This window comes from Tenacibaculum piscium (assembly GCF_021390755.1).
GTDB classification, from domain to species: Bacteria; Bacteroidota; Bacteroidia; order Flavobacteriales; family Flavobacteriaceae; genus Polaribacter; species Polaribacter piscius.
On the sequence record NZ_JAJGWR010000003.1, the window covers coordinates 264489 to 284059 of the forward strand.

Genomic DNA, 19571 nt, shown 5'->3' on the forward strand with positions numbered 1-19571 from the left:
TTCTAAATTTCACAAATCAAAAACAGAGGTTCTTTTAGTATAAATCATGTCTTTTAATCGTAATAAAAAAGCGAGTGTTAAATATATTCCAAACGATAAACCAACCGTTACAAAGGAAATATAAATAAAAAACAAACGCACATTAGTTGCCCGCATTCCTAATTTATCGGCTAATCGGGAAGATACTGCAAAACCATGACGTTCAAAAAAATGACGCACCGTATGAATAAATTTCATGTTAATTATTTTTATTTTTTCTATTTTGATGTAATTCTATTGTTATTTAATGGCAAGATACCAATTTACACGCATTTATGTAATACATCATCTTTAAAATAAAGATGGTTTCTGTAACTTTGCTTTTGGTAAAAAAACTCAATTTGAAAGCAAAAAATTACATAGAAGTTTACGGTGCAAGAGTTCATAATTTAAAAAACATTGATGTTAAAATTCCTCGTGAAAAATTAGTCGTAATTACAGGATTAAGCGGTAGTGGGAAATCTTCGTTAGCTTTTGACACTATTTACGCCGAAGGGCAACGCCGATATATTGAAACTTTTTCGGCGTATGCTCGACAGTTTTTAGGCGGATTAGAACGCCCTGATGTCGATAAAATTGATGGTTTATCGCCCGTTATTGCTATCGAACAGAAGACGACAAATAAAAGTCCACGTTCAACAGTAGGAACGATTACCGAAATTTATGATTTTTTGCGATTATTATTCGCTAGAGCTTCAGATGCGTATTCATATAATACGAACCAAAAAATGGTTAGCTATGCTGACCAGCAAATAAAAGAATTAATTTTAAAAGATTTCAAGGAAAAACGTATCGCCGTTCTTGCGCCTTTAGTAAACGCTAGAAAAGGGCATTATCGGGAGCTTTTCGAACAAATTTCGAAGCAAGGTTTTGTAAGAGTTCGAGTTGATGGCGACATCAAAGAAATTGAAAAAGGTATGAAACTTGATCGCTATAAAACCCACGATATTGAAGTGGTTATCGATCGTTTAATTGTCAATGAAAAATCAGAAAAACGCTTAGAAGAAACTATTAAAACAGCCTTATATACAGGAAATAATATTTTAATGGTTATTGATGTTGATGCAAACTCTGATGGAATTTCTGATGAAAAACCTCGTTATTTCAGTCGTGAATTAATGTGTCCGACCACAGGAATTTCATATCCAAACCCTGAACCAAATACATTTTCTTTTAATTCACCACGAGGAGCTTGTGCTTGTTGTAACGGACTTGGAATTACTGATGAAATCAATATAAAAAAATTAATTCCTGATGATAGTATTTCTATCAAAAATGGTGGAATTATCCCGTTAGGAACTCAAAAAAATAGTTGGATTTTTAAACAACTTCAAACAATTGCCGACAGACATCATTTTAAATTAACCGATCCAATAGCTAAAATTCCAGCAACGGCAATGGAAATTATCTTGCACGGAGGCAATGAATCTTTTGAAATAAATTCGAAAGAACTTGGCGTAACTAGAAATTATGAAATTGATTTTGAAGGAATTATTGCTTTTATCGAAAATCAATATAAAAATGCCGAAAGTACGACCATAAAACGCTGGGCAAAAGATTTTATGGATGAAGTTACTTGCTCGGTTTGTCATGGAAAAAGACTCAAAAAAGAAGCCTTACATTTTAAAATCATCGATAAAAATATCAGTGATTTAACACAAATGGACATCACTGAATTAGCCAATTGGTTTGAAAATGTTGAAAATGATTTATCAGAAAAACAACTATTAATTGCTTCTGAAATACTCAAAGAAATTCGTACAAGAATACAGTTTCTATTAGATGTTGGCTTGGATTATTTAACTTTAGATAGAACCTCAAAATCATTATCAGGCGGAGAAGCACAACGAATTCGATTGGCAACTCAAATTGGTTCGCAACTCGTGGGTGTTTTGTATATTTTAGATGAACCTAGCATCGGTTTACATCAACGTGATAATGAAAAATTAATAAAATCATTGATAAAACTTCGAGATATTGGAAATTCTGTTTTAGTCGTTGAACACGATAAAGATATGATTGAACAAGCCGATTTTGTACTAGATATCGGTGCAGGAGCAGGAATCCACGGAGGTGAAATTGTAAGCCAAGGAACTTTTGAAGAACTAAAAAAACACCCCACGTTAACGGCTGATTATCTAACTGGGAAAAAAGAAATTTCCGTACCAAAAGAACGCAGAAAAGGAAATGGAAATTTCATCAAACTTTCGGGAGCATCAGGAAATAACCTAAAAAATGTTACCGTAAAATTTCCATTAGGACAAATGATTTGTGTTACAGGCGTTTCTGGAAGTGGAAAATCAACCTTAATTAATGAAACTTTATATCCGATTTTAAATGCACATATTTATCGAGGCGTTAAAAAACCAATGCCTTATCAAAAAATTGAAGGATTAGATTATATTGATAAAGTAATTGCTATTGACCAATCGCCAATTGGTAGAACACCACGTTCTAATCCAGCAACTTATACAGGGACTTTTGGCGAAATCAGAAGTTTATTTGCCAAAACTCCAGAAGCATTAATCAGAGGTTACAAAGCTGGACGTTTTAGTTTTAACGTAAAAGGCGGCCGTTGTGAAACCTGTAAAGGAGGCGGTGTTCGAGTTATTGAAATGAATTTCCTACCCGATGTTCAAGTCGAATGTGAAACCTGTCAAGGAAAACGCTTCAACAGAGAAACTCTAGAGATTCGCTATAAAGGAAAATCAATTTCAGATATTTTAAATATGACTATCGACCAAGCAACCGATTTTTTTGAAGCAATTCCTAAAATACATCGAAAATTACAAACCATTAAAGATGTCGGATTAGGATATATCACTCTAGGACAGCAATCTACCACGCTTTCTGGAGGAGAAGCACAACGTATTAAATTAGCTTCCGAATTATCAAAAAGAGCTACAGGAAATACTTTTTATATTTTAGATGAACCTACTACTGGCTTACATTTTGAAGATATTCGAGTGTTAATGACCGTACTAAATAAACTTGCCGATAAAGGAAATACCGTGTTAATTATCGAACATAATATGGATGTTATCAAACTTGCTGATACTATTATTGATATCGGTATGGAAGGTGGAAAAAATGGTGGCGAAGTCCTAGTAACAGGAACTCCTGAAAAAGTTGCCAAACATAAAACAAGTTATACAGCGAAGTTTTTGAAAAAAGAACTATCTTAGTAAGCTTGCTAAAAAAGTAATTTTAACCACAAAAATTCTACGTAAGCAAGTATCAAATTAATTCTCTAAAAGAAGAAATAATCTATAAAAAAATAAGAATATGAACCCGAATGATGATAGAAAAATAAAAGAAAAATTACAACCAAAAACTTGGAATGAAATAAAAACAAACGACTCTTGGGCAATTTTTAAAATCATGGCTGAATTTGTAGATGGCTATGAAAAATTAAGTAAAATAGGTCCTTCGGTATCTATTTTTGGTTCAGCACGAACAAAACCCGATAGCAAATATTACCAATTAGCCGAAGAAATTGGTTATCAATTGACATTAAACGGCTTTGGAGTAATTACTGGCGGAGGTCCTGGAATTATGGAAGCAGGAAATAAAGGAGCACATCGAGGAAAAGGAGTTTCCGTAGGATTAAACATCGATTTACCTTTCGAACAACACGATAATCCTTGGATTGACCAAGGGAAAAGCTTAGATTTTGATTACTTTTTTGTCCGTAAAGTAATGTTCGTCAAATACTCACAAGGTTTTGTTGTAATGCCTGGAGGTTTTGGAACTATGGACGAATTATTTGAAGCAATTACCTTAATTCAAACCCATAAAATTGGACGTTTTCCAATTATTTTAGTTGGTACAAAGTTTTGGGGAGGATTGCTAGATTGGATTAAAAACACCCTCTTAGAAGAAGGAAATATCAACGAAAAAGACTTGAATTTATTTAGAATCGTAGATACTGCTGAACAAGCCGTAGATCATTTAAATAAATTCTATGCCAAACATCAACTAAAACCAAATTTCTAAAAAAAAATAAATTTAGAACAAACTTAAAAATATAAAAACATAAAATGACAAGGAGATAAAAAACCTTGTCATTTTATGTTTACTGTAATTACTACTCTTATTTTTTTATTTTTCATCTGATAATTTTTTTATAACCTATCAGAAAAAAAACGATGCTATAAAATAAAATTTATTAAGCAATATTTATTGCGAATACTGCAATAAAAAATACTTTTAATGATATTTATTTAATATTACTCAATAAAAGTAGTGATTTTTAAATATCAACTAAAAAAACTATCTTTGTAAGCATACCAAAATTAAATAATTATGACCCCAAATACCAAAGTAGCTGATACGCAACAACTTTCTTTTGAAGATTTTAAAAAAGAAGTTTTACGGGATTATAAAATAGCACGCATCAGTAGAGAATGTAGCTTGTTAGGACGTAGAGAAGTACTCACAGGAAAAGCAAAATTTGGGATTTTTGGAGATGGTAAAGAAGTACCACAATTGGCAATGGCAAAGGCGTTTAAAAATGGTGATTTTAGATCGGGATATTACCGAGATCAAACCTTTATGATGGCAATTGATGCATTAACACCACTACAATTTTTTGCAGGATTATACGGACATACCGATATTCAACTCGAACCTATGTCGGCAGGTAGGCAAATGGGCGGACACTTTACAACACATTCCTTAGATGAAAACGGAAACTGGAAAAATTTAACTGCTCAAAAAAATTCGTCTGCTGATATTTCACCAACAGCAGGACAAATGCCCCGATTATTAGGACTCGCACAAGCATCTAAAATTTATCGAAATGTAAAAGGATTGGAAAATTTTACTGATTTTTCAAACCAAGGAAACGAAGTTGCTTGGGGAACTATCGGAAATGCAAGTACTTCCGAAGGATTATTTTTTGAAACAATCAATGCTGGAGGCGTTCTACAAGTGCCAATGGTGATGAGTGTTTGGGATGATGAATACGGAATTTCGGTACACGCAAAACATCAAACAACTAAAGAAAGTATTTCTGAAATTTTAAAAGGATTTCAAAAAGAAAAAAATACCAACGGATATGAAATTTTTGTAGTAAACGGATGGGATTATACCCAATTAATAGAAGTTTATAAAAAGGCATCAAAAATTGCGAGAGAACAACATACTCCTGTATTAATACACGTAAAAGAATTAACACAACCACAAGGACATTCCACCTCTGGCTCACATGAACGCTACAAATCAACAGAAAGATTACAGTGGGAACAAGAGTTTGACTGTATTTCACAAATGAGAAAATGGATTTTAAATTTTGAATCCAAAAATGAAAATGACCAAAATAACACTGTTTTAAAACTTGTAGCATCCGAAGAAGAATTAATAACGATTGAAAAAGAAGCTAAAAAAGAAGTTAGCCTCGCCAAAAGAAATGCTTGGAGCGCATACACAAATGAAATAAAATCGGAAGTTGCTACGGCAATTCATTTATTAGAAAAAGTAGCCGAAAAAAGTAATAATAGCTCGTTTATCACCAAATATAAAAACGATTTAGCAAAAATTATTGAACCGCTTAGAAAAGACGTGCTAATAGCAACTCGTAAAAGTTTGCGATATCTGAAAGATGAAAATTTTGAAGAAAAAAAAGCACTTCAAAATTTTATTATCACTTCAATTAAAGCAGGTGCTGATAAATTTTCTTCGCACTTACTAAGCGAAACAACAAGTGCTATCGAAAATAACAAAGCCATTGCACCAACCTATGCTCCTGAAAAAAATTTAGTAGATGCACGTATTATTATGCGTGATAATTTTGATGCAATTCTTAAGAAATATCCTGAAACTTTAATTTTTGGGGAAGATGCAGGATATATTGGTGATGTAAATCAAGGATTGGAAGGTTTGCAAGAAAAATATGGCGAATTAAGAGTGTCCGATACAGGAATTCGAGAAGCGACCATCATCGGACAAGGTATTGGAATGGCAATGCGTGGTTTACGTCCAATTGCAGAAATTCAATATTTAGACTATTTATTATATGCTTTACAAATTATGAGTGACGATTTAGCAACACTTCGTTATCGTACTTTTGGAAAGCAAAAAGCACCGTTAATTATCCGAACTAGAGGACATCGTTTAGAAGGAATTTGGCATTCTGGTTCACCAATGGGCGGAATTATTAATAATATTCGTGGAATTCACGTGTTAGTTCCTAGAAATATGACCCAAGCTTCAGGATTTTACAATACCTTGTTAGAAGGAGATGATCCTGCTTTAGTTATCGAATGTTTAAACGGATACCGATTAAAAGAAGAACTACCCGTCAATTTAGGAGAATTTAAAACACCAATAGGTGTGGTGGAAACCATCAAAAAAGGAACCGATATTACGGTAATTTCTTATGGTTCTACCTTGCGAATTGTCGAGGAAGCATCCAAAGAATTAGCGCAAGTTGGTATTGATATCGAAATTATTGATGCACAAAGTTTACTTCCTTTTGATATCAATCACGACACCGTAAAATCAATCATAAAAACAAATCGTTTATTAGTAGTTGATGAAGACCTTCCTGGTGGAGCATCAGCGTATTTATTACAAGAAATTATTGAAAATCAAGACGGATATAAATATTTAGATAGTAAACCACAAACTTTAACTGCAAAAGCTCACAGACCTGCTTACGGTACCGATGGCGATTATTTTTCAAAACCATCAGCTGAAGATATTTTTGAAAAAATATATGCTATTATGAATGAAGCTAATCCTACAAAATTTAAAGATTTATACTAAATTTTCAATTTTTGTAAACGCTTTTTTAGCTTTTATTGGATAAAACCTAAACCTCATTAATTTAAAATTAATGAGGTTTTTTATAATGTATAAATTATTTAAACCACTTTAAACTGCGTTACAAAATCATCAGAAATATCTTTATAACTATTGGTACAATAAATATGATTGATATTTTCTTTTAACTCATCAAAACCATAATTAAACTGTCCGTGTGTTACGTATAAAAATACTTTGGTTGCTCCTTGATTTTTCAATTCTTTGGCCAAAAAATTAAAAGTTCTTCCGCCATCAGCTAAATCATCCACAATTAAACATTCTTTATTTTTAACATCTCCTTGAATTGTTATTTTTGGTACTCCTGCTATTCGTACTTTATTTGATGGAATTAAATCTGCTTCTAATTTTTCTGCTATTTCGTGTGTTGTTTTGTAGGCTCCTGCATCTGGACTTATCAATATTGGATTTCCAATAACATTATATACTTTTTTTACAAACTCATAACTTTTTATTTCTATTGAATTATCAATCAACGCTAAACTTATTGAACTGTGCGGATGCAAAATCTCCACTTTATCAAAACCCATTGAATTTATAAAATTAGCAATTACTTTTAAATCAAAAGATTCTTTTTCATTAAATCGTCTATCAGATCGTTGCCCTATCAAACAATAAATAGTTAAAATAGCAGTAGCAGTTTTATGTAAGATATTCTCAGCATCCCAAGCTTCTTTTATCGATGCAATACGAAATAAATCCTCATAACTATTTCCCCTTATTTTAACATGTAAATTTCCTTTTTCAATAATTTTAGAAGTTACTTGTCCGTCATTAAATTTCTTTATTTCGTATTTCATAACTTATTTTTTAAACTAAAACAGTACTATTTATATTTTGATTGATGCGTTCTCTAACCTCATTTAAGGTTACAGTATTGTAAAATTGACCATCTTTATAAATTTCTTTTAACTCACCTTCATTTTCTTGAGCTACTGAAACTTGATCAATTAAACGATATTCTCCATTCTCTATAACAACTTTAACCAAACCTTTTGCTGATTTTTTAATTCCATCATCCGTAATTGGGTCTTTAAATATTTCTCTTCTTTCGCCATTAACAACAACCGAAGTTGCTTTCATAGCAAAACCAAAAGTATCTCTCGTATTATATTGATACGTAAATGAACCGATTCCTAAAACAACATTTGTACTTGCAAAACCTTTATCGTGTAATTGTTTACAAATCTGTTCGGCTCTTTCAGTGGTGATGCTATCGCCATAAATAGCACCAATATGAGTGTCCAATACTTTAAAACCTTGTTCGTTTATAGTTCCTCCAAAAATATTCCATAATAATTCTACTACGCCTTTTTCTCGTGGAGTATTTCCGTTTAAATCCTTATTTTCACCACAAATAATAGCAACAGGATCTCCGCTATCTGGTCGAATTACTAATTTTCCATCTCTACTTAAAACTTCCGATTTTAAAATTGGTAAATACGTTGTTAATACTTTCCATAAATCCCAAGTATCGCTTACTACAGATAAAATTCCTGTCGGATATGTTTTCATTAATTCTCTAAAAGTTCCTATTTCATCATCCTTTGTTCCTGCACACATCACCGAATGTTCTGTTGCATTTACCGAACCGATAACAAAACCCGTTGCTTTATAATATTTTCTCAAACTACTAATTACTGGCAAAGTATCCGAACCTAAAAAAACACTTGCATGCCCCATTCCAGATAATACTGCACTTTGTAAACCTCCCATTCCTCTCATTGAAAAATCGTGTCCTTGAAAGTCGATAAATCCTATATTTTCTTCATCAGTTAAAGTTGCCCATTTTTTAAAAATCCTTTTATATCGTAACGCAATTGAAGCAGAAGTCATCGGTTGCCATAACATCGTTGAAAGAATGGTTTCTAAAAAATTAGTTACCCAATAAAATTCTTTTACCGTATTTACAACCGTTAACATTGGTACTCTTACGGGTATTTCTACACCTTCTTTTATTGATTTTACTTTGATAGGTAAATATTGTAAATCATGCAATTTTTCATAATGAGAAACATCATAATCTGTTCCTAAATATAAAGAAAGCTCTTCTTTTATTTCTTGACAAATTGCATCTTTTGGTTTGCTAAAAAAGTTTGCTTCAAAATAATCATGTAACCAAGTAATTACATATTGTTGTCCAAACGAAACTATTTTTTCACATCCTTTTGGCGCATATTTATTACTTCTTGGTGTCCAATTAGAATATACTTCTTCTGTTCCTTTCGGGTATTGTTGGTGATGTCCTGTTTTGTAACCGTCTGTTAATAATAATCCGTTCATAGTCTTGGTTATTTATTGTTAATTTGCGTAATTATGACACAAATATATTTCATATTATTGAATCCTGCAATTAATTTGCGTAAAAAGAACACTAAATGTATTTTTAACTGTTTAAATATCGAAAATAATTCCTTCTTTTTTTAGTTGAAAAAATCGTTTTTCATTAAATTGAAACAGTTTAGCAGGTCGTCCTGAGCCTTTTGATGTTTTTTCATCTAATTCATCTAAAACATTTAAATGCATTATTTTTTTTCGGAAATTTCGTCTATCAACAGCTCTTCCTAAAAGTGTTGAATAAAGTTTTTCTAAATCTGAAAAAGGAAATTTACTTTCTAATAATTCAAAACCAATAGGTTCATAGGTGATTTTTGCACGCAAACGATTTATTGCTTTATCTAAAATTTCTTTATGATCAAAAGATAATTCTGGTAATTCATTAATAGAAAACCATTGCACTTCCTCTGCATCAGTGCTGGCTTTCAGTTTAAAATAATTTGGTTTTACAAGTCCGAAATAAGCAACCGTTACCACTCTTTTTCTAGGGTCTCTTTCTGGTTGACCAAAAGTATATAATTGCTCTAAATAATTTATTTTAACACCTGTTTCTTCTGATAGTTCTCTTTCAACAGCCGTTTCTAACGATTCATTTTCGAGTACAAAACCACCTGGAATTGCCCATTTTCCTTTAAAAGGTTCATACTTTCTTTTTATCAATAATATAGAAATACTTCCCGCTTCATATCCAAAAACTACGGCATCTACCGAAAGCATTATTTCTTGTTGTGTCATTATGTGTTATTTATACGCAAAAATACATTATTTACCCAATACATAGGCTAGCCACTCCTATTCAAATACAAAGAACACTAAAGATTAAATCAACTCAAGCAGTTATTTTTATAAAAGCAGTTGTATTTTTGCTTGATAAAAAAATCAAAAAAGATGAATACTATAGAAAATTTAAAATGGCGTTACGCTGTTAAAAAATTCGATGAAAATAAATCACTTTCAGAAATACAAATAACTACTTTAAAAGAAGCCTTTAATTTAACCGCTACTTCTTTCGGATTACAGCCTCTTAAAATGGTGGTTATTCAAAATAAAGAAATCCAACAAAAATTAGTAGCACATTCTTGGAATCAGCCACAAATAGCACAAGCTTCTCATGTATTGGTTTTATGTATTCCTAAAAAATATGAGGTATCGGAAGTGGAGGCTTATTTTTCATTGGTAAAAAAAGTAAGAAATACGCCTGATGAAATTTTAGAGCCGTTTAAAAAAATGCTAACAGATACTATTAGTAGTAAAACTCAAGAAGAATTAACCATTTGGAATAAAAATCAAGCCTATATTGCATTAGGAAATTTACTGACCGTAACGGCAAATGAACGCATTGATTCTTGCCCAATGGAAGGTTTTATCCCTGAAAAATACGATGAAATTTTAGAGTTAGACAAACATAATTTAACATCGGTATTAGTATTACCTGTTGGTTTTAGAGCTGAAGATGATTATATGAAAGACCTAAAAAAGGTTCGTAAAAACATAGAAGACATCATTATTGAAATGTAATTTAATACTTACAAGTTATGAATTACGATAAACTAAATTAGTACTTTCGTAATTCATAACTCGTAATTAAATTATATGCAACCACTACATATAATACTCCTTATTCTTGCCTACTTTGGAGTATTAATTTTGATATCTTACCTTACAAGTAAATCGGCAAATAACAACACTTTTTTTAAAGCAGATAATTCTTCACCTTGGTATTTAGTCGCCTTCGGGATGATTGGCGCTTCACTTTCTGGCGTTACTTTTATTTCCGTTCCTGGCTGGGTTGAAGGTCAGCAAATGAGTTATATGCAAATGGTTTTTGGCTATGTGGTAGGGTATGCCGTAATTGGTTTGGTGTTACTTCCGCTTTATTATCGATTAAATTTAACATCAATATATACTTATTTAGAAGACCGTTTTGGAAGTTATTCCTATAAAACGGGTGCTTCTTTTTTCTTATTATCAAGAACTATTGGTGCGGCTTTTCGGTTGTTTTTGGTTGCCAATGTTTTACAATTAATTTTGTTTGATGCTTACGGAATTCCGTTTTGGGTAACCGTAACGATTACCATTTTATTGATTTGGTTATACACTTTTAAAGGCGGTATAAAAACCATCGTTTGGACGGATACTTTACAAACTTTATTTATGTTAATTGCCGTTGGTGTTTGTATTGTAATGATTAAAGATGCCATGGAAATCGACAGTTTATTTACGTATATATCTGAAAGTAAATCGGCTAAGATGTTCTTTTTTGATGATATAAAAGCAGGGAATTATTTTTGGAATCGGTTTTTATCTGGAGCATTTATAGCAATTGTTATGACAGGTTTAGATCAAGATATGATGCAGAAAAATTTAACCTGTCGTAATTTAAAAGATGCTCAAAAAAATATGTTTTGGTTTACGATTGTTTTAGTAATCGTTAATTTTTTCTTTTTAGCTTTGGGTGTTTTACTTACAGATTATGCAACTATTAACGGATTAGACGCACATAAAGATCAATTATTTCCGATGATTGCCATGAGTGGCGATTTAGGTTTAGCGACTTCTTTATTCTTTTTATTAGGATTAATTGCTGCTGCGTATTCAAGCGCAGATAGTGCGTTAACCTCCTTAACCACCTCTTTTAGTATTGATATTTTAGAGATTGATAAAAAAACAGATGAACAAGAAAAAGAGAAAATCCGTAAAAAAATACATATTTTATTTTCATTTATATTAATCGCCACTATTTTAATTTTCAAATATTTTATTAAAGATGCGAGTGTAATTGCTAAAATATTTCAATTTGCGGGTTATACTTATGGTCCTTTATTAGGATTATACGCCTTCGGATTATTTACAAAACTGACTATTAAAGATAAATTAGTTCCTATCATTTGTATTGTATCTCCTATTTTCACATTTTTAATAAGCTATTTTAGTAAGACATTATTCAATTTCGACTTCGGATTTTTCGTATTAGTTTTAAACGGATTGCTTACTTTCTTCGGATTATTAATGATAAAAACATCAAAATAAATTAAAATATTTCTTAAAAAAAACAGATAAAAATCTAAAATGCCGAAAAAAGGAAAAGCCAAAAACACCGTTAATAAAGCGAAACATACTCGCTTGATGAAGCAAAAAGAGAACAAAGTAAAACTTGCGAAACAACAAAATAAAGAACGTTTAAAAGCATTGGTTAAAAAAATGAACGAACAGAACCAACAAAAAGAGCAAAACAAATCAGAATAAATAGCGCTTTTATTTTATTAAGAAAACAATAACAAATTATCCTATTTCTATACTGTATCTTAGCAAGGTGAAAAAAAAATTAAACATAAAAACAATACAAAATATAATTCCTCTTTTAGGACTTGTACTATTATTGTTAATTTCACCTTGCAAGATTCGTAATTTTGTAGAAGCAAAACTTGGTTTTCCGACAACACAGGTTATCAACAAAAGCAAAACAACGATTACTATTTCTTGCAATAATGCTGCACTTCCCCAAAGTAAATTAATCAAATTTAACACTTGTTTTAAATATCTACCACTTGTTTTTGTAGGTTTTAAAAAAGTACCTAAAATTACTGATACCTCTAACCTATCTACTCAATTTCGAGAAGCTAGAAATTATTCAGCGACTACGATTCCACTTTATATTTTATATCAAAAATTTACCAATTACCTATAATTAATAAGTTTTTTTTGAAATAAGACATCAGTAAAAACTGATATTATCATAATTTATAAACTTGAAATTAGCTACAAATCATGTAGTCATATTTCAGGTATTGCCTCGTTTACTTTTTTTAGTAGCAATCAAAATTTAAAATTTTCAAAACATGAAAAATTCAATTCTACATATAACAACAATTTTCCTTTTTTTAATTACGATAACACAAATACAAGCACAAAAAACTAGCACAAAAAACAACTATGTTGTACTTACTAAAAACAGTAAGCAACTCGAACCAATATTACTAACTGCTAATGAATTAGCCAAAGAAGATGGTTTTAAATATGGCAATTTTCATGTCATTATTTGCGGAAAAACGGTAAGTGATATTCCTAAGAATGATGCTTTTAATAAGTTACTAATAACCGCTAAAAAACAACATGTAAAAGTGTTTGTTTGTGGTATTTCTTTAGATAAATTAAAAATAAAGAAAAGTGAATTACCTGAAAATATAACAATCACTAAAAATGGTGTTTTATATGGATTTCAGTTGATAAAAAAAGGATTTATTTCATTAACAATATAAAAAGGATATAATGAAAAATATCAATATAAAAAATGATGCAGGACTTTTAGTACTCGCAATAAGATTGGTAATTGGTTGGACATATTTTTCAGCTTTTTGGAGAAGAACCATTTTAGCAAACAAACTAGATCCTGAAGTTGCGGGGTATATTGGTGAAAAATTTAATCACTTTTTACCTAATGCACTAGGCATAAAACCTATTATTCAGTATCTCGTTGAAAATCCAGATATGCTATGGTTAAACATGGTTATTTTTACTATTATTGAAGGAATTGTTGGCCTGTTTATTATCTTCGGATTATTTACCCGAATAATGAGTATTGGCGTATTTTTCTTAGCAATGGGAATTCTTCTTGGTTCAGGATGGATTGGCACTACTTGTCTGGATGAATGGCAAATTGGAGTACTCGGTATTGCAACTGGTTTTGTCTTATTTTTAACAGGAAGTGGTACGTATTCATTAGATAATTATCTGATTAAAAATAATTTTTCTATAACCAAAAAGAACTGGTTTGCTTGGTTAGCATCAGGAATTTTACCAATTAAAGACACTATATTTCCAAAAGTTGTACTCATTGGTTCACTGTTTATTTTAGGAATGACATTGATGACAAATCAAGTATTTCACGGCGGATTATGGGGTACGCTTCACAACAAATCGGTAAAACCAACACTTGAAATTACACAAGGTAAAATAAAAAATAATATTCTTTCTTTTGATGTTTTTAGAACTGAAGGCGTTGATGTTTACGGCTCTTGGACCATCGCTATTGAATTATTTGATACACAAAAAAATACTATTTTTAAGTATAATCAAAAAGATTTAGCTTCCTTTAAAAAAGAAAATATTTCCAATTATTATATTGCCAAAATAAAACCAGCAAAGCATAGTTTGATTATTCCTTTAGGAGCAAAAGCAACACTACGCTTTAAAAAAGATATATTAAACACACTATCAAAAGGAATATACACTGTAAAAATTACAGATATTAGTGGTGCATACTGGGAACATAAAATTTCTAAAAACTAAAATAGTTAATACTTTCCTTTATTCTTTAATCAAGTTAGCTCAAAATACTATTAAAATAGTATTTTGAGTTTTTCTATAATTTAATTTGCTGATAAAAGCATTAAAAACGATTTCTAGTTATGAATTTCGAAATTAAACGACTTAAAAACATTACAGATACTTATTTTTCAGAAGCTTGGAAACTTTATCAAGAAGCTTTTCCTGAAGAAGAACGACGCTTATTAGACACACAAATTATCATCTTAAAAAATTCAAAATATCATTTTGAAGTGATCCTTCATGAAAATAAATTTATTGGTTTTTTACTCTGGTGGAATTTTGAATCATTACATTTTATAGATCATTTTGCCACGGATTCAATCCATAGAAATAAAGGATATGGTAAAAAAATACTTGAAAATTTTATAAAAAATAGCCGTAAAACTGTTTTATTAGAAGTAGAATTACCAAATAGTAAAATCAATAAACGTAGAATACAATTTTATGAACGAATTGGTTTTCAACTAAATTCACATTATTATGAAACCCCCGCTTTATCAGTAGGAAAAGAAGCTTTTCAATTACTTTTAATGTCATATCCTAGCCTTATTTGCTCAAAATATTTTGAGAAATTTACCACAATATATCAACCTATTATTTTTAAAAATAGGTAAAAAAAAACGGTTTTAAATTTTAATCGATTAGATAACTTGTTTAACAACTTGTTTTTATATAATTTTGTAGCTTGATTTTAATCTTATTTTTTAAGATAAAATAATAAGATTAAAAATTCAGCCTAAAATAAATAGGCAAAAAACAATTAAAGATTGTTAAATATCAAAATGAAATTTTTGAAAAGCATATTACGTCTTCCTTTTTTCAGTACTTATTATTACCATATAATGAGTACTCGGATAGGCTATGCATATATTTTAAATTAAAAATACTATATACTACCAAAACCTAAAGCCCGAGCATTTTGCTCGGGCTTTTTTTTATGCAAAAAAAATGGATACAATCAACAAATTAAAAGAAAATGTAGCAATTATTCTTCCTGAAAAAGGTCTCGAAGAAAAACTACAAGAAGTTAGCAAAGAAAATCGAAAATTAATTATTAAACTTGGGTTTGATCCTACTGCGCCAGATCTTCACTTAGGACATGCTGTGGTCTTAAAAAAATTAAGAGAATTTCAAGATTTAGGACATCATATAATAATATTAGTTGGAAGTTTTACCGCAAAAATTGGTGATCCTACTGGAAAGAATAAAAGTAGAAAACCGTTATCAACCAAAGAAGTGCAGTATAATTCCGAAACTTATTTACAACAATTAGCTAAAATTATTGAGCTATCAAAAGCTGAAATTGTTTATAATTCTGAATGGCTAGAAACACTTTCTTTTTCTGATGTTATTCAACTTTTATCGAAAGTTACGGTTGCTCAATTAATGCATCGAAATGATTTTAACAAACGGTTTACAGAAAACACCCCAATTGCTATGCATGAATTAGTATATCCTATTTTACAAGGATATGATTCTGTAAAAATAAAAGCGGATATTGAAATGGGCGGAACCGATCAACTTTTTAACTGTACCATGGGAAGACAAATCCAGCAAAGCTTTAATATGAGTCCGCAAATAATAATGTGTATGCCATTATTAAGAGGTTTAGATGGTAAAGAAAAAATGAGTAAATCACTCAACAATACCATTGGATTAACTGATGAACCAACTGATATTTTTGGTAAAACAATGTCTATTTCTGATGATTTAATTCCCGAATTTTTAAAGCTTACAGCTGATTTTTCAGTATTAGAAAAACAAGCAATTTTAAAACGATTAAGTACGGGAGAAAATCCTATGGAAATTAAAAAAATAATCGCTAAAAATATTATTAAACAATATTATAATGAACAAGTAGCAAAAGATGCTGAACTTTTTTTTATCAATCAATTTCAAAGCAAAAAAGCCGAAAATAAAGCATATCATCCTGTAAATTTAAAATCGATTCAAGCAAAAGAAAATATCATTACGTTAACTAATTTATGTAGTTTCTTAAAGAATGATTTAACAAAATCTGCCATTAAAAGACTTATTATAAGTGGAGCGATTCAAGTCAATAGTCAAAAAATAACCGATCCGCAAACCAATATTTCACTAATCAAAGAAATGAAAATTAAGATAGGAAAAAGAAGTTTTTATGAATTGAAATAACAAAAAATCCCAAGCCATAAAGCTTGGGATTTTATCAAATAATTTAAAAATTATTATTCGTTATTTTTTTATGATTATATGATTATTTATCAATCGATCCTAAAACACGTTTCATAAAAGTATTCAATGCTTCTTTTTTAGGAGTACCATCTTTTATCATTTTATCAACTTCAATAGCTCCGTACATATTGGAAATTAACTCACCAATAACGTCTAATTCTTCATCTTTTAAAGATGGAACTTCTGTTAAAGCCTCTAAAGTTTCAATAGTTTCTAAGATATAATCTTGGTCATTTTCTTCAATAAAAGAAGTTAAATGTTTTATTACAGGTAATTTCATACGGCTATTTTTAAGGTACTTTAATTATACAACTTCGTTGATTAATTCTTTTAAAGAATCAAATTTATTGGTTTGTACTTGATTTACAAATTTACCATCAACAAAAGTTGCAAAGGTTGGTAAATTACTAACGTCTGCTAATTTTCTACTTTCAGGAAATTTCTCGGCATCAACAATTAGAAATGTAATTTCTTGATTTTCAGAAGCTAATTTTTTAAATTTCGGCTTCATAATACGACAATTTCCACACCAAGTTGCCGAGAATTGCACTGCTACTTTTTTGTTACTTGCTACTAAATCCGCTAAGTTATCTTGACTTAATTCTTGTATCATAATTTGTTGTTGTTAGAAAGGAGTTCGTGTATTTTAATCCCCCAATTTAGTACACGAACTTATTTCCTTTCAATAAAATAATAATTATTTTTTTAGTGAGAAGCTAAATATTCAGCTGTTCCTTTTGCATTTGGTTTCATGGCATCTTTCCCTTCTTCCCAGTTTGCAGGACATACTTCTCCATTTCTTTGAACGTGTGCATACGCATCGATTAAACGTAAAAATTCGTTTACGTTACGACCTACTGGCATATGATTAATTCCTTCATGAAAGACAGTTCCTTCTTCGTCGATTAAATACGTAGCTCTATATGTTACGTTATCGCCAACTACTTGTACGGTTTGTGTTGCTTCGTCAAAAACCTCATCAGTAATATCTAAAATACCTAAAATTGATGATAAGTTACGGTTGCTATCCGCTAATAAAGGATATGTTACGCCTTCGATTCCTCCATTATCTTTTGATTGATTTAACCAAGCAAAGTGAACTTCAGGAGTATCACAAGAAGCACCGATAACCATCGTGTTTCTTTTTTCAAATTTACCTAAAGCTTCTTGAAAAGCATGTAATTCGGTTGGGCAAACAAATGTAAAATCTTTTGGATACCAGAATAACAATACTTTTTTATTGTTTTTCACAGCTTCTTCGAATACATTTATTTTGAACGTATCTCCCATTTCGTTCATTGCATCTACACTTAAATTTGGAAATTTTTTACCTACTGCTGTTGCCATTTTTTTATATTTTATTGGTTATAATTTATTTTTACTACTACAAATATACCAAGCAAAACGGCTAAAAAATAAAAATATTGATGGTAATTTTTTATATTAGTATCAAGTTTACTTATACCTAAACTAACAAACTATCAGTTTTTACTATTAACCTGATTTACCTCATTTAACTCAAAAAAAGAGTTTATAGATACTCCTGTAAATATAACGAAACAAGTATCTTTATCAAAATAAATACGCTTCAATAAAAAATATTTTTAATAAAATAACATTAAATTTACCATAAACTATTGATATTCTTTTTACAATACTATTTTATAAGTCTAAACTATCTTTAGAGCTAACATTTATTTCTATTGAGTTAATAAATACCTTGATATATGAATATCTTTGTAGTGTAAATAATTAATAACCTTTAAAACAATATAATTATGAGTAATGAAAACAATAACAATATTCTTGGGGTATTAACAGGTATAGCTATTGGTGCTGGACTTGGGATTTTATTTGCTCCAGATAAAGGAAGTAAAACGAGAACAAAAATTGCAGAAGGTGCAATTGCGGCAAAAGATACTGTTGAAACCGAAGCTGCACATTTAAAAGATACTGTTGTCGAAAAAGCGGAAACACTTAAAGATTCTGTTGCCGACACGTTACATTCTAAAGCGAGTACTTTAGAAGAAAAACTAGATGTTATCGTTTCCGATGCTAGTTATAAAGCAGATGATTTGATTTCAAATCTAGAGGAAAAGTTAAAAATATTAAAAGATAGAAATAAAAAACTACAAACAAAATAATGTCTGTTTTAAAATCACTGCATGCGACTTCTGAAAAAGCGATAGAAAAAGGAGAAGAGTTTTTAAAAAATTCTGAAGAATATTACAAACTTAAAATTTTTCAGGTATTAACTTCTTCTCTTAGCATGATTTTCAATTTTGCGATAATAGGAATATTCATTCTTATTGCTTTTATATTTTTAGCGGTAGCATTATCAATGGCTATAAATAGTTATTTTGATCATAAAATTTCAGGACATATCGTGGTTGCTTTATTATTTTTATGCTTCGCTCTTGTTTCCTACTTTTCCAGAAATCGTATGGAAAATTTAGTTATTAAAAGTTTATCTAAGAAATATTTTGACGATGAAGAAAGTTTATAATAATAACAGAGAAGTAGCACGTGATTTAAAGAAATTAAAGCTAAAACGAGATATTTCTTTCGAAGAAATAAAACTTGTAAAGAAACAATTTAAAGATGATGTTTCTTTAAGTAAATGGGTACAGAGTTTCGTTCAAATACTAAGTAAATTAAGTGCTTATAATATTGCGAAAAAAATCATAAAGTAAGAGGCTGTTTAAAATCTCACCTAAAACTGTTTTACAGCATAAAATAACTAATTACGGATTCAGTTGCTTTCCCAAATAAAGCACCCTTCATCCAAAAAGCAGCGTTTATAATCTTATAAACGTTGCTTTTAAATT

Annotated in this window: 21 protein-coding genes; 14 read left to right on the forward strand and 7 right to left on the reverse strand. The window is 30.1% G+C overall.

Annotated features, from left to right (window positions below; all coding sequences use genetic code 11):
- Nucleotides 1–9: 9 nt before the first annotated feature.
- Nucleotides 10–237: a PspC family transcriptional regulator gene (locus tag L0U72_RS07460; protein WP_101916719.1), complete on the reverse strand. Its 228-nt coding sequence runs from the start codon at nucleotides 235–237 to the stop codon at nucleotides 10–12.
- A 104-nt stretch (nucleotides 238–341) separates the two neighbouring features.
- Between L0U72_RS07460 and uvrA the strand changes: the two genes are divergently transcribed.
- From uvrA to L0U72_RS07475, 3 genes are all read left to right on the forward strand, one after another.
- Entirely contained in the window at nucleotides 342–3224 is a 2883-nt protein-coding gene (uvrA, locus tag L0U72_RS07465) for an excinuclease ABC subunit UvrA (RefSeq protein WP_394801454.1), read from the forward strand.
- A 100-nt stretch (nucleotides 3225–3324) separates the two neighbouring features.
- Nucleotides 3325–4035: an LOG family protein gene (locus L0U72_RS07470; protein WP_101916720.1), complete on the forward strand. Its 711-nt coding sequence runs from the start codon at nucleotides 3325–3327 to the stop codon at nucleotides 4033–4035.
- Nucleotides 4036–4344: 309 nt separating this feature from the next.
- On the forward strand, nucleotides 4345–6807 hold the full coding sequence (locus L0U72_RS07475; protein WP_233898785.1) for an alpha-ketoacid dehydrogenase subunit alpha/beta: 2463 nt from the start codon (nucleotides 4345–4347) through the stop codon (nucleotides 6805–6807).
- Between the two features lie 98 nt (nucleotides 6808–6905).
- Here L0U72_RS07475 and L0U72_RS07480 read toward each other — a convergent pair whose 3' ends face one another.
- From L0U72_RS07480 to L0U72_RS07490, 3 genes are all read right to left on the reverse strand, one after another.
- Nucleotides 6906–7664 carry a phosphoribosyltransferase family protein gene (locus L0U72_RS07480; protein ID WP_233898786.1) on the reverse strand — a complete coding sequence of 253 codons (759 nt, stop codon included), beginning with the start codon at nucleotides 7662–7664 and terminating at the stop codon, nucleotides 6906–6908.
- 10 nt (nucleotides 7665–7674) lie between these two features.
- Nucleotides 7675–9147, reverse strand: a complete 1473-nt coding sequence (locus L0U72_RS07485) for a nicotinate phosphoribosyltransferase (protein ID WP_233898787.1) — start codon at nucleotides 9145–9147, stop codon at nucleotides 7675–7677.
- Nucleotides 9148–9258: 111 nt separating this feature from the next.
- Nucleotides 9259–9936: an NUDIX hydrolase gene (locus tag L0U72_RS07490; RefSeq protein ID WP_233898788.1), complete on the reverse strand. Its 678-nt coding sequence runs from the start codon at nucleotides 9934–9936 to the stop codon at nucleotides 9259–9261.
- Between the two features lie 153 nt (nucleotides 9937–10089).
- Here L0U72_RS07490 and L0U72_RS07495 point away from each other — a divergent pair, with 153 nt between their 5' ends.
- The 8 genes from L0U72_RS07495 to tyrS all read left to right on the forward strand — a co-directional run bounded on the left by L0U72_RS07495 (nucleotide 10090) and on the right by tyrS (nucleotide 16683).
- Nucleotides 10090–10719 (forward strand): NAD(P)H-dependent oxidoreductase, encoded by a 630-nt coding sequence (locus L0U72_RS07495; RefSeq protein WP_233898789.1) that lies wholly within the window; start codon nucleotides 10090–10092, stop codon nucleotides 10717–10719.
- Nucleotides 10720–10794: 75 nt separating this feature from the next.
- A complete protein-coding gene (locus L0U72_RS07500; RefSeq protein ID WP_233898790.1) occupies nucleotides 10795–12231 on the forward strand; it encodes a sodium:solute symporter in 1437 nt (478 codons plus the stop codon).
- Between the two features lie 39 nt (nucleotides 12232–12270).
- A complete protein-coding gene (locus tag L0U72_RS07505; RefSeq protein ID WP_193706350.1) occupies nucleotides 12271–12447 on the forward strand; it encodes a hypothetical protein in 177 nt (58 codons plus the stop codon).
- A gap of 67 nt (nucleotides 12448–12514) precedes the next feature.
- Nucleotides 12515–12889 (forward strand): hypothetical protein, encoded by a 375-nt coding sequence (locus L0U72_RS07510; protein ID WP_233898791.1) that lies wholly within the window; start codon nucleotides 12515–12517, stop codon nucleotides 12887–12889.
- A gap of 151 nt (nucleotides 12890–13040) precedes the next feature.
- Nucleotides 13041–13460, forward strand: coding sequence for a DsrE family protein (locus L0U72_RS07515; protein WP_233898792.1), 420 nt, complete (start codon nucleotides 13041–13043; stop codon nucleotides 13458–13460).
- Nucleotides 13461–13470: 10 nt separating this feature from the next.
- Entirely contained in the window at nucleotides 13471–14490 is a 1020-nt protein-coding gene (locus L0U72_RS07520; RefSeq protein WP_233898793.1) for a TQO small subunit DoxD, read from the forward strand.
- 119 nt (nucleotides 14491–14609) lie between these two features.
- Nucleotides 14610–15143: a GNAT family N-acetyltransferase gene (locus L0U72_RS07525; protein ID WP_233898794.1), complete on the forward strand. Its 534-nt coding sequence runs from the start codon at nucleotides 14610–14612 to the stop codon at nucleotides 15141–15143.
- Nucleotides 15144–15477: 334 nt separating this feature from the next.
- The gene (gene tyrS / locus L0U72_RS07530) at nucleotides 15478–16683 is read left to right on the forward strand and encodes a tyrosine--tRNA ligase (protein WP_233898795.1); all 1206 of its coding nucleotides are present in this window, start codon (nucleotides 15478–15480) and stop codon (nucleotides 16681–16683) included.
- An 82-nt stretch (nucleotides 16684–16765) separates the two neighbouring features.
- Here the strand turns inward: tyrS and L0U72_RS07535 are convergent, their stop codons facing one another.
- The 3 genes from L0U72_RS07535 to L0U72_RS07545 form a co-directional block, all read right to left on the reverse strand.
- Nucleotides 16766–17023 (reverse strand): DUF6952 family protein, encoded by a 258-nt coding sequence (locus L0U72_RS07535; RefSeq protein WP_101916732.1) that lies wholly within the window; start codon nucleotides 17021–17023, stop codon nucleotides 16766–16768.
- A 24-nt stretch (nucleotides 17024–17047) separates the two neighbouring features.
- Nucleotides 17048–17356: a thioredoxin family protein gene (locus tag L0U72_RS07540; protein WP_233898796.1), complete on the reverse strand. Its 309-nt coding sequence runs from the start codon at nucleotides 17354–17356 to the stop codon at nucleotides 17048–17050.
- A 92-nt stretch (nucleotides 17357–17448) separates the two neighbouring features.
- Entirely contained in the window at nucleotides 17449–18090 is a 642-nt protein-coding gene (locus tag L0U72_RS07545) for a peroxiredoxin (RefSeq protein WP_233883644.1), read from the reverse strand.
- A 431-nt stretch (nucleotides 18091–18521) separates the two neighbouring features.
- Between L0U72_RS07545 and L0U72_RS07550 the strand changes: the two genes are divergently transcribed.
- From L0U72_RS07550 to L0U72_RS07560, 3 genes are read left to right on the forward strand one after another with little or no spacing between them, the layout of a single operon-like run.
- Nucleotides 18522–18887, forward strand: coding sequence for a YtxH domain-containing protein (locus tag L0U72_RS07550; protein ID WP_233883646.1), 366 nt, complete (start codon nucleotides 18522–18524; stop codon nucleotides 18885–18887).
- Nucleotides 18887–19249: a hypothetical protein gene (locus L0U72_RS07555; RefSeq protein WP_101916736.1), complete on the forward strand. Its 363-nt coding sequence runs from the start codon at nucleotides 18887–18889 to the stop codon at nucleotides 19247–19249. Before L0U72_RS07550 ends, L0U72_RS07555 begins: the two co-directional genes overlap by 1 nt.
- Nucleotides 19233–19436, forward strand: a complete 204-nt coding sequence (locus tag L0U72_RS07560) for a hypothetical protein (RefSeq protein ID WP_101916737.1) — start codon at nucleotides 19233–19235, stop codon at nucleotides 19434–19436. Before L0U72_RS07555 ends, L0U72_RS07560 begins: the two co-directional genes overlap by 17 nt.
- The last annotated feature ends 135 nt before the right edge of the window (nucleotides 19437–19571 follow it).